This window comes from Empedobacter sp. UBA7252 (genome assembly GCF_002472765.1).
Classification (GTDB): domain Bacteria; phylum Bacteroidota; class Bacteroidia; order Flavobacteriales; family Weeksellaceae; genus Empedobacter; species Empedobacter falsenii_B.
In genome coordinates this window covers 1-9,859 of sequence record NZ_DKSQ01000037.1, presented here as the reverse complement: position 1 = coordinate 9,859, position 9,859 = coordinate 1, and the positions used below count along the sequence as shown (strand labels likewise).

At 31.7% G+C, this 9,859-nt stretch carries 11 protein-coding genes; 6 read left to right on the top strand and 5 right to left on the bottom strand.

What is annotated here, in order from left to right; translation table 11 throughout:
- Positions 1 to 16: 16 nt before the first annotated feature.
- The 5 genes from B2X73_RS05045 to B2X73_RS05025 form a co-directional block, all read right to left on the bottom strand.
- A complete protein-coding gene (locus B2X73_RS05045) occupies positions 17 to 922 on the bottom strand; it encodes a GYDIA family GHMP kinase (RefSeq protein WP_291095886.1) in 906 nt (301 codons plus the stop codon).
- A 5-nt stretch (positions 923 to 927) separates the two neighbouring features.
- Positions 928 to 1,806, bottom strand: coding sequence for an ACP S-malonyltransferase (gene fabD, locus B2X73_RS05040; protein WP_114999826.1), 879 nt, complete (start codon positions 1,804 to 1,806; stop codon positions 928 to 930).
- 53 nt (positions 1,807 to 1,859) lie between these two features.
- Positions 1,860 to 2,633, bottom strand: coding sequence for a glycosyltransferase family 2 protein (locus B2X73_RS05035; RefSeq protein WP_286496131.1), 774 nt, complete (start codon positions 2,631 to 2,633; stop codon positions 1,860 to 1,862).
- Positions 2,634 to 2,681: 48 nt separating this feature from the next.
- The gene (locus B2X73_RS05030; protein WP_286496130.1) at positions 2,682 to 3,746 is read right to left on the bottom strand and encodes a glycosyltransferase family 9 protein; all 1,065 of its coding nucleotides are present in this window, start codon (positions 3,744 to 3,746) and stop codon (positions 2,682 to 2,684) included.
- A 102-nt stretch (positions 3,747 to 3,848) separates the two neighbouring features.
- Positions 3,849 to 4,664 carry a 2,3,4,5-tetrahydropyridine-2,6-dicarboxylate N-succinyltransferase gene (locus B2X73_RS05025; RefSeq protein WP_125350148.1) on the bottom strand — a complete coding sequence of 272 codons (816 nt, stop codon included), beginning with the start codon at positions 4,662 to 4,664 and terminating at the stop codon, positions 3,849 to 3,851.
- 91 nt (positions 4,665 to 4,755) lie between these two features.
- On the opposite strand from B2X73_RS05025, the gene ruvX reads away from it, so the two are divergent.
- The 6 genes from ruvX to B2X73_RS04995 all read left to right on the top strand — a co-directional run.
- Complete coding sequence (gene ruvX / locus B2X73_RS05020) at positions 4,756 to 5,169, top strand: Holliday junction resolvase RuvX (protein ID WP_038333513.1); 414 nt, start codon at positions 4,756 to 4,758, stop codon at positions 5,167 to 5,169.
- 44 nt (positions 5,170 to 5,213) lie between these two features.
- Entirely contained in the window at positions 5,214 to 5,789 is a 576-nt protein-coding gene (def, locus tag B2X73_RS05015; protein WP_114999818.1) for a peptide deformylase, read from the top strand.
- Between the two features lie 20 nt (positions 5,790 to 5,809).
- Positions 5,810 to 6,406, top strand: coding sequence for a DUF5606 domain-containing protein (locus tag B2X73_RS05010; RefSeq protein ID WP_291095884.1), 597 nt, complete (start codon positions 5,810 to 5,812; stop codon positions 6,404 to 6,406).
- 6 nt (positions 6,407 to 6,412) lie between these two features.
- On the top strand, positions 6,413 to 7,177 hold the full coding sequence (gene mazG / locus B2X73_RS05005; protein WP_114999814.1) for a nucleoside triphosphate pyrophosphohydrolase: 765 nt from the start codon (positions 6,413 to 6,415) through the stop codon (positions 7,175 to 7,177).
- A gap of 338 nt (positions 7,178 to 7,515) precedes the next feature.
- Positions 7,516 to 9,507 (top strand): excinuclease ABC subunit UvrB, encoded by a 1,992-nt coding sequence (gene uvrB / locus B2X73_RS05000; RefSeq protein ID WP_286496129.1) that lies wholly within the window; start codon positions 7,516 to 7,518, stop codon positions 9,505 to 9,507.
- Between the two features lie 21 nt (positions 9,508 to 9,528).
- Positions 9,529 to 9,859 (top strand): DUF4846 domain-containing protein (locus B2X73_RS04995; RefSeq protein ID WP_291095882.1); only part of this gene is annotated, 331 nt, incomplete at its 3' end.

The window sequence follows — 9,859 nt, the reverse complement described above, 5'->3', positions numbered from 1 at the left end:
CAAATCTGCTTTTTTGTTATTTTATCATTTCAGAAAATGGAATAATAATCTCATATCCTTTTTCTTTAAAATAATCGTTCATTCCTTCTCTATACGTCACTAAGACAAAATCTCCGCCCCAAGCTCCAAGACTTTTTACAGTTCCTAAATAATCAGGGAAATACAATTCTTTAACTTGCGGAATTTGCATAAAATCACCTAATCGTGCTTGATATTCATCTAAAATAGATTCTAAATCAGTTAAACTCTCAACTTTAGTTGCTTGAATAACCAAATCAGAAAGATCCTGAATCATTTTCCAATCTTTTGGTTTGTTTTTGTAATGATTTCCCACAACGGCTTGCGTATCTTGCTTTTGATTAAGATAAACAAAATAAAGTTGATCTTTAAAATTCCAATTCAATTCCAATTCTTCTACTTCAATTGGATTATTCGAAAACAAAATCGGTTGATGATGATGTGCACAAGCAATGTCATAACCACTTGTATTGAAAGTCAATTTATTCAATTCAAAAGGATTTATTTCAATCCATTGGCTAATCAAATCAATCAAAGTCGAGCTACTTCCCAATCCCCATTCTTGCGAATATTCTAACTTCGTTAAACATTGATAACTATTATTAGAATTAAAAAAATCAGGATTTAACGATTTAGCTTGTTTTAAAATATTTTGTAATGATTGACTTAATTTCTCGTTTGTAGAAGAAATTATTTCTAAATCATTCAATCTAATTTCAGCTTCAAACCAAATAGAATTATCAAATTTTGTCGCTTTCCAAGTGATTAAATTTTCTGTTTCTGATGAATTTTCTACAAACAAACATTGCCCATATTTCGTGGGCAATGCAAATGCTTTCGCTCCATCAATTACAATATATTCCCCGATAAGGAATAATTTTCCATTGGAACGGTATGTTTTCATTTCGTTTAGATTTGTGCCGAAGAAGTTGAGACCTCTCTGTTTATTTTTTTCACTAAACCTTGTAAAGTATTTCCTGGTCCAACCTCAATAAATTCACTCGCACCATCAGCAATCATATTTTGAACAGATTGCGTCCATTTTACTGGAGCAGTTAATTGAGCAATCAAGTTTTTCTTAATTTCAGCAGGATCTGTAACAGCTGTTGTGCTTACATTTTGATAAACTGGACAAATTGGAGTATTGAATGTTGTTTCTTCAATAGCTTGTGCTAATTCTTCTTCAGCAGGTTTCATTAAAGGTGAGTGAAAAGCTCCTCCTACTGGTAAAACTAATGCTCGTTTTGCACCTAACTCTTTCAGTTTTTCGCATGCTACATTAACCGCTTCAATTTCTCCAGAAATCACTAACTGACCTGGACAATTGTAATTTGCAGCCACTACAACTCCATCAATTTCTGCACAAGCATCTTCTACAATTTTATCTTCTAACCCTAAGATTGCAGCCATTGTAGATGGATTAGCTTCACATGCAGCTTGCATTGCTAAAGCACGTTTGTAAACTAATTTTAATCCAGATTCAAAGTCTAAAGTTCCATTTGCAACTAAAGCAGAAATTTCTCCTAAAGAATGTCCTGCAACCATTTCTGGTTTAAAATCTGGTAAAATTTTCGCTAAAATAACAGAATGTAAAAAAACTGCTGGTTGCGTAACTTTTGTTTGTTTTAGGTCTTCAGCAGAACCTTCAAACATAATTGATTTTATATCAAATCCTAAGATTTCGTTTGCTTTGTCAAATAATTCTTTTGCGATTTCAGAATTTTCGTACAAGTCTTTACCCATTCCAGAGAATTGAGCGCCTTGTCCTGGAAAAACATATGCTTTCATTGTATTATTTTTAATGTATGACAAATGTATAATAAAATCTCAAACTTCTTTATTTAACCTAAGTTTTGATTTTCTTTTCTATAAATTTCGTCCAAATATTTATAACGATTTGCAACAGAAATTGCATGTAGTTTTGCAATTGTATAACCATCTTTTCCATCTAAAAAACCAAATCTCACCACAAAATAATTGAAAAAACGATAAGCAGGCTTTATGGTATAATGATAAAATGATGGTTTCAAATTTTTGAGACGAAGTTCTTGTGCTCGTAAGCGAGAATAACTATTAAGTTTATCTAAATAATATTCTTCATCAATAAACGTATGATGTTTCACTTTTTGTTCCAAATCACCTACTGCCCCATCACATTCTAATAATTCATGAACCATCAAACCATCTTTATATCTACATTTAGATTTTCTAAAAAGACGAACAGCTCTCACATTTTGCTGACCAGAAAATTCTATTTTCTTATTCTTAAAATAAAATGAATGATAAGCCATAAAAGCTACATCCTGTAAATTTGAATTTACTTTCTTTATTAATTCTTCTTTTAATTCAGATGAAAGTTCTTCATCTGCATCAAAAAAAGTGACCCAATCATTTTTTGCCAAAGAAAGTGTATAATTTCGTTGATTTGTGAAATTATCAAACTTGCGTTTTACAAACTTTACTTTTGGATTTTGGAATGCAATTTCTTCCGTTTTGTCTGTACTATATGAATCTACAATTATTATTTCATCTGCATAACTAGCCTCATCAAGAAATCTTTTGATGTTTTTTTCTTCGTTAAGTGTAATTAGTAGAGCAGAAATTTTAGTAGACATTCTCTATAGTAATCTAATTTTATAAATAGAAACTCAAAATTTCTGTTTTTATTTTATTAATGGTGATAAGAAATATTCTAACTTTTCTTTAAACAAATCGAAATCAAAGATTGAATAAAATTCATCAACTTGTTTTTTTATTTGACGATTGTTTAAATCTCCAAGTTTTTCAGGAAAATAATCTTTTAAATGAACACTTGTGTGATGAATTCCATCTTCGAAAGTTGCCCAAACTTTTTTATCAATCCAAGGAGAAAAAATAATAAACGATTTTTTCCCTAAAGCCTTGGACATATTAATTGCTCCTCCATCATTTCCTACAATCACATCACATTCGTTTGCAATTGCAATAAACTCGCGCAAATCATTACCCAACAATTCAAAATAAACTTTCGATTTGGTTTCATCAGATAATTGATTATATACTTCTTTTGCTTGCGATAATTGTTTCGGAAAATAATTGAATAAAATATTGACATTATAATGTTGACCAATAAAATCAACCATTTTTGCCATTTGATTCAACGGATAAGTTTTTGAAGGATCAGAACCAAGTAAACTAATCATAACTGATTTACGAGTAGAATCAACTTGATGTTTTTCAAATAAATCTTTCGCAAAGTTTATTTCTTCTTCTGTTAAATACAATTTCGGTTCTGTTGCCAAAGGAATTTCAATTCCTAAAGGCTTCAATAAAGACAAACGATGTTCGATTGCTAAACCTAAATATGAATTTGGTTCGTCATGTTTTTCTACATTATCTGTATACAAAAACGTTCTTCCAATCTTTTTGTACGATATTTTTTTTGGTGCATTATTGATAAAAACATCTACCCAACTCTGTAATTTTGAGTAAGCATCAATTACAATATCATATCTATTTTGATTAACTTTTTTCGAGAATTTAATCAAATTCATCAAGCCTTTGTTTTCTTTTTCATCGAAAACAATTTTATGATCGATGTATGGATTATTCTCTAAAACAGGCAAAGTATTACTATTGATTAAATAATCAACAATAGCATTTGGATAAGCTCTTTTGATATTTTCGCACAACAATGATGTGATTAAAACATCGCCTATCATCTTGTGTTGGATAATCAAAATTTTCATAAAACATAGTTATAAAGCAAAACTACTAAAATATGTTTGATTCGAAAATAAAAAATCCTCAACAAAACTGCTGAGGATTATATTTTATAAAATTTATTCTACTTAAACCGCCACATTATGCTCGCGTAATGCATCGTTTAATGAAGTTTTTTTATCTGTAGACTCTTTACGAGTTCCGATGATCAAAGCACATGGAACTTGGTATTCACCTGCAGCAAATTTCTTTGTATAAGAACCTGGAATTACAACTGAACGAGCAGGAACATAACCTTTAATTTCTACTGGTTCGTCACCTGTTACATCAATAATTTTAGTAGATGCTGTCAACACAACATTTGCTCCTAAAACCGCTTCTTTACCTACACGAACTCCTTCTACAACGATACAACGAGATCCGATAAACGCATTATCTTCAATAATTACTGGCGCAGCTTGCAATGGCTCTAAAACTCCACCGATTCCTACACCACCAGATAAATGAACATTTTTACCAATTTGTGCACAAGAACCTACAGTAGCCCAAGTATCAACCATTGTTCCTTCGTCCACATACGCACCAATATTTACATAAGAAGGCATTAAAATAACTCCCGAAGAAATATACGCACCATAGCGGGCAACAGCATTTGGAACAACACGAATTCCTTTTTCAGCATAGTTACGTTTCAATTCCATTTTATCATGGTATTCAAAAATTCCTGCTTCTAAAGTTTCCATTTTCTGAATTGGGAAATACATTACAACTGCTTTTTTCACCCATTCGTTTACTTGCCAATCTTCTCCAACTGGTTCTGCACAACGTAATTGTCCGTTATCGATTAACTCAATTACTTCACGAATTGCAATTTGTGTTGACTCTTCTTGTAACAATTCTCTATTGTCCCAAGCTTTTTCTATGATTTGTTTTAAATTCTCCATCTTTATTAATAATAGCCACAAATATAAAAATTATAATCAAGGGATTTCATAGAGATTATTTATTATTGAATCGTTTTTTTAAATTTGCCAAATGTCACGAATATTAGCGTTAGATTACGGAGGAAAAAGAACAGGCGTTGCCGTAACCGATGAATTGCAAATTATAGCTTCGCCAGTTGATACAATTGATACATCAAAATTGATGGATTTCTTGAAACAATATATCGAGAAAGAAAACGTTTCTGACCTTGTAGTTGGATTATCTGTTCGTTTTTCAGGAGAATTAAATGAGATTGAAAATCAAATTCAACCTTTTTTGAAAAAATTTTCTGAACAATTTCCGTTGATTAAAATTCATCGTGAAAATGAGATGTTTACCTCAAAAATGGCTTCTCAAGCAATGTTTGCTGGAGGAATGAAAAAGAAAAAACGTCAAGAAAAAGGAATGGTCGATAAAGTGAGTGCCGTAATAATTTTACAATCATTTTTATCACATAAACTATAACAAATTGTATCTTTGCCGTTAAATTAATAAAAAAAGATCAGAAAATGGTATTACCAGTTGTAGCTTACGGAGATCCTGTCTTGCGTAAAGTTTCACAAGAAATCGATCAAGATTATAAAAATTTACAAGAACTGATCCAAAATATGTTCGATACAATGTATGACTCTAACGGAGTTGGTATCGCAGCGCCTCAGATCGGGAAAGATATACGTTTATTTGTTGTTGATTGCTCGCCTTTCGAAGAAGATGAAGATTATGATGATGTAAAAGATGAATTAAAAGATTTCAAACGAGTTTTCATCAATCCAAAAAAAATCAGTAGTTCTGAAGGTGATGAATGGGCTTTTACAGAAGGATGTTTGAGTATTCCTCACATTCACGAAGATGTAACACGTCCAGAATCGGTAACTTTAGAATATTTTGATGAAAATTGGGTGAAACATACCGAAACTTTTTCGGATATTCGCGCTCGAGTTATTCAACACGAATACGATCATTTGGAAGGAAAGCTTTTTATTGACTATATTTCGAGCTTTAAAAAGAAATTAATAAGTAATAAATTAAAAAATATAACAAAAGGGAAAGTAAACACGAGTTACAAAATGAAATTCCCTTCATAGACCCTTAAACATAATAGAATATGGATTTATCAAGAGTTATCGCAATTTCAGGAAAACCAGGATTATACCGTTTAGTTTCTCAAACAAGAGGTGGTTTTGTTGTTGAAGATTTAGAAAAAGGTAAAAAAATCTCAATCGCTTCTAACTACAATGTTAGTTTATTAGACAACGTTGCTATTTACGGAGTATCACAAGAATTTCCTTTGGCTGAAGTTTTCTTCAGAATTTACAAAAAAGAAAACGGAGGAGAAACGATCGATTACAAAACTTCTGGTGCAGAATTGCGTAAATATATGGAAGAAGTTTTACCAGAATATGACGATTCAAGAGTTTATGATTCTGATTTGAAAAAATTATTCCAATGGTATAATATCTTACACAAAAACGGATTATTAAACATCGACTTAGCTGCTGTAGAAGCTGCAATGGCTGCTCAACAAGCACAAGAAGCTCCTGTTGCTGAAGTAGAAGCTACAGAAGAAGTTGTTGTGGAAGAAAGACCAAAAAAGAAAGCTCCTGCTAAAAAGGCTGCTGACAAAAAAGACGCTGAAGAAAAACCTGCTAAAAAAACTGCTGCTAAAAAAACAACAGCAAAAAAAGATAAAGACGCTGAATAATTAGAGATGAATACACGTAAAGATCAATTACAGGCTTTCGAAAGATTGTTGGATATAATGGATGAATTACGTGAAAAATGTCCGTGGGATCGTAAACAAACAATGGAAACGTTGCGTACGTTATCTATCGAAGAAATTTATGAACTTTCGGATGCCATCATCGAAAAAGATTCGGATGAAATAAAAAAAGAACTAGGTGATGTTTTTCTTCACCTAGTTTTTTATTCTAAAATCGCATCAGAACAAAACAACTTCGATGTTGCTGATGTTTTAAATGGTATTTGTGACAAATTAATTCATCGTCATCCACATATTTACGGCGATGTAGAAGCAAATACAGAAGAAAAGGTGCTTCAAAATTGGGAACAAATCAAACTAAAAGAAGGTAACAAATCTGTACTTTCTGGCGTTCCTACTTCTCTCCCAGCAATGGTAAAAGCTTACCGAATTCAAGACAAAGTAAAAGGTGTTGGATTTGAATTTGAAAATTCTGATCAAGTTTTTGATAAAATTATCGAGGAAATTAATGAATTCAAAGAAGAACAAAATCCAACAGATAAAGAGATGGAATTTGGTGACATTTTATTTTCTTTGATTAATTATGGACGATTTAATGGCATCAATTCTGAAGATGCTTTAGAAAGATCGAACAAAAAATTTATCACACGTTTTCAGAAATTAGAAGAAATCGCGAAAGAAAATGGTCAAAACATAGCTGATTTAACCATTTCCGAATTAGATAAATTATGGAATTTAGCGAAAATTCGCTAGTGTAAACTTAACACTATAAAGTTTATTCAAATCAACGAAAACGTTGTAATCAGACGTTTTAACACTATTATAAATAACTTTTATCGACACCAATAAAACAAAGTATTACAAATTATTGTGCACGCACAGAAAACCGACATATATTTGCAATGGTTATAGCGGGCAATAGCTTGTAATAATGGAAGGAAGTTTGTTTACTAAGTAAACAGTTTTCTCATTTTTTTGTGGTTTTGATGAAAAGGTGACTTAAAGTCGCCTTTTTATTTTTTATCAACTTCTATGTAAAATCACAATTCATAACAATCCTTTTTTATCTGAATAATTTGTAAATTTGTAGAATGCAGTTTCAATTAAATTCTGAATTCAAGCCAACTGGTGATCAACCAAAAGCTATTGAAGAATTATCAAATGGTATTCTAAATAATGATCGTTATCAAACACTTTTGGGTGTTACAGGTTCTGGTAAAACATTTACAATCGCGAATGTTGTACAAGATGTGCAACGTCCAACTTTAGTTTTGGCACATAACAAAACGTTGGCGGCACAGTTGTATATGGAATTCAAAGAATTTTTTCCGAATAATGCAGTCGAATATTTCGTTTCTTACTATGATTATTATCAACCAGAAGCTTACATTCCTTCATCAGGAACCTATATTGAGAAAGATTTATCAATTAATGAAGAAATTGAAAAGCTTCGTTTAAGTACAACTTCCTCCCTACTTTCTGGTCGTCGCGATATTTTGGTTGTGGCTTCAGTTTCGTGTTTATATGGTATTGGAAATCCAACAGAATTTCATAAAAATGTGATTCAGATTGAAACGGGGCAAATTATCTCGAGAACAGCTTTTTTGCATAAATTAGTCCAAGCTTTATATTCGAGAACAGAAGGTATTTTTCAACGCGGAAATTTTAGAATTAAAGGAGATACATTAGATATTTTCCCTGCTTATGCGGATGATGGAATCAGAATTAATTTCTTTGGTGATGAAATCGAAGAAATCTCAGTTTTCAATGTAGAAACAGGTAAAACTTCAACTAAATTAGATAAAATTAATATTTATCCAGCCAATCTTTTTGTTACTTCTAAAGACACTTTAAATGGTGCAATTGCTGATATTCAGATCGATTTGGGTAAACAAGTTGAATATTATCATGAAATCGGAAAACATCTCGAAGCAAAACGTTTGCAAGAACGTACTGAATTCGATTTGGAAATGATCAAAGAATTGGGATATTGTTCTGGAATCGAGAATTATTCGAGATACTTAGACGGTCGCGAACCAGGAACTCGTCCATTCTGTTTGTTAGATTATTTCCCAGAAGATTATTTGATGGTGATTGATGAGTCGCACGTTACAGTTTCTCAAGTTCATGCAATGTATGGTGGAGACCGCTCGCGCAAGGAGAATTTAGTAGAATATGGTTTCCGACTTCCAGCTGCAATGGACAATCGTCCGTTAAAATTCGAAGAATTTGAAGCTTTACAAAATCAAGTGATTTATGTTTCAGCAACACCTGCGAATTATGAATTAGAAAAATCGGAAGGAGTTGTTGTAGAGCAAGTCATTCGTCCAACAGGATTATTAGATCCAATTATTGAAATTCGTCCAACACAAAATCAAGTCGATGATTTGATGGAAGAAATCAATAAACGAGTAGAGTTAGACGAACGTGTTTTGGTCACTACTTTAACGAAACGAATGGCGGAAGAGTTAACGAAATATTTGACAAAATATGGCGTTCGATGTCGTTATATTCATTCTGATGTGGATACATTAGAACGTGTTCAGATTATGGCTGATTTACGCGCTGGATTATTTGATGTTTTGGTTGGAGTTAATCTTTTGAGAGAAGGTTTAGATTTACCTGAAGTTTCTCTAGTAGCAATTTTGGATGCTGATAAAGAAGGTTTTTTAAGAAGTCATCGTTCTTTAACGCAAACGGTTGGTCGTGCTGCTCGTAACGTGAATGGTTTGGCGATTATGTACGCAGATAGAATTACAGATAGTATGCAATTAACGATTGATGAAACAAATCGTCGTCGTGAAATTCAAATGAAATACAACAAAGATCACAATAAAGTTCCGCAAGCTTTAAACAAAAAAATAACGAAACTAAGTTTAGCTGCAGCAGATTTTGAAGAAAATCCTTACGAACAAAAACATTTGATTCAACAAGCAGCAGAGATTAATGAAAATTATTCGACAGAAGATAAAGAGAAATTGGTACAAAAATTGCAGAAAGAAATGGAAAATGCTGCAAAAAATTTAGATTTTATAAAAGCAGCCGAATTAAGAGATCAAATTCAACTCTTAACCAAAGAATAGCACGTTTTTTTCAACATTTCAATGAAAATTTTTAAGAATACATTTTTTTTAACTCTATCGTTTTTTACCATTTTATCATCTTGTAACACACAGATTTTAAAATCATCTTCAAATAATGAATTGCTTGAAAATGAAGAAAGTAGTTTAGTTCATACACGTGAATTAAAGATTTTCAAGAGATTTGATACACCTCCAAATTATGAAAGGAATCAAAATTATACAGATTTTGGTAAATGGATAAATAACCTTCCGCTCAAAAACAATAATACAGCTGTTTATTCTTTTGATGGTCAAAAAAAATCTAATCCAAATATATATGTAGGAGTTTTAGATTTAGAACAACCCAAAAAAA

What these genes read in the sequence shown, in the direction of transcription:
- B2X73_RS05045 (WP_291095886.1), bottom strand. Translation starts at nt 922, where the DNA reads ATGAAAACATACCGTTCCAATGGAAAATTATTCCTTATCGGGGAATAT.
- fabD (WP_114999826.1), bottom strand. Translation starts at nt 1,806, where the DNA reads ATGAAAGCATATGTTTTTCCAGGACAAGGCGCTCAATTCTCTGGAATG.
- B2X73_RS05035 (WP_286496131.1), bottom strand. Translation starts at nt 2,633, where the DNA reads ATGTCTACTAAAATTTCTGCTCTACTAATTACACTTAACGAAGAAAAA.
- B2X73_RS05030 (WP_286496130.1), bottom strand. Translation starts at nt 3,746, where the DNA reads ATGAAAATTTTGATTATCCAACACAAGATGATAGGCGATGTTTTAATC.
- B2X73_RS05025 (WP_125350148.1), bottom strand. Translation starts at nt 4,664, where the DNA reads ATGGAGAATTTAAAACAAATCATAGAAAAAGCTTGGGACAATAGAGAA.
- ruvX (WP_038333513.1), top strand. Translation starts at nt 4,756, where the DNA reads ATGTCACGAATATTAGCGTTAGATTACGGAGGAAAAAGAACAGGCGTT.
- def (WP_114999818.1), top strand. Translation starts at nt 5,214, where the DNA reads ATGGTATTACCAGTTGTAGCTTACGGAGATCCTGTCTTGCGTAAAGTT.
- B2X73_RS05010 (WP_291095884.1), top strand. Translation starts at nt 5,810, where the DNA reads ATGGATTTATCAAGAGTTATCGCAATTTCAGGAAAACCAGGATTATAC.
- mazG (WP_114999814.1), top strand. Translation starts at nt 6,413, where the DNA reads ATGAATACACGTAAAGATCAATTACAGGCTTTCGAAAGATTGTTGGAT.
- uvrB (WP_286496129.1), top strand. Translation starts at nt 7,516, where the DNA reads ATGCAGTTTCAATTAAATTCTGAATTCAAGCCAACTGGTGATCAACCA.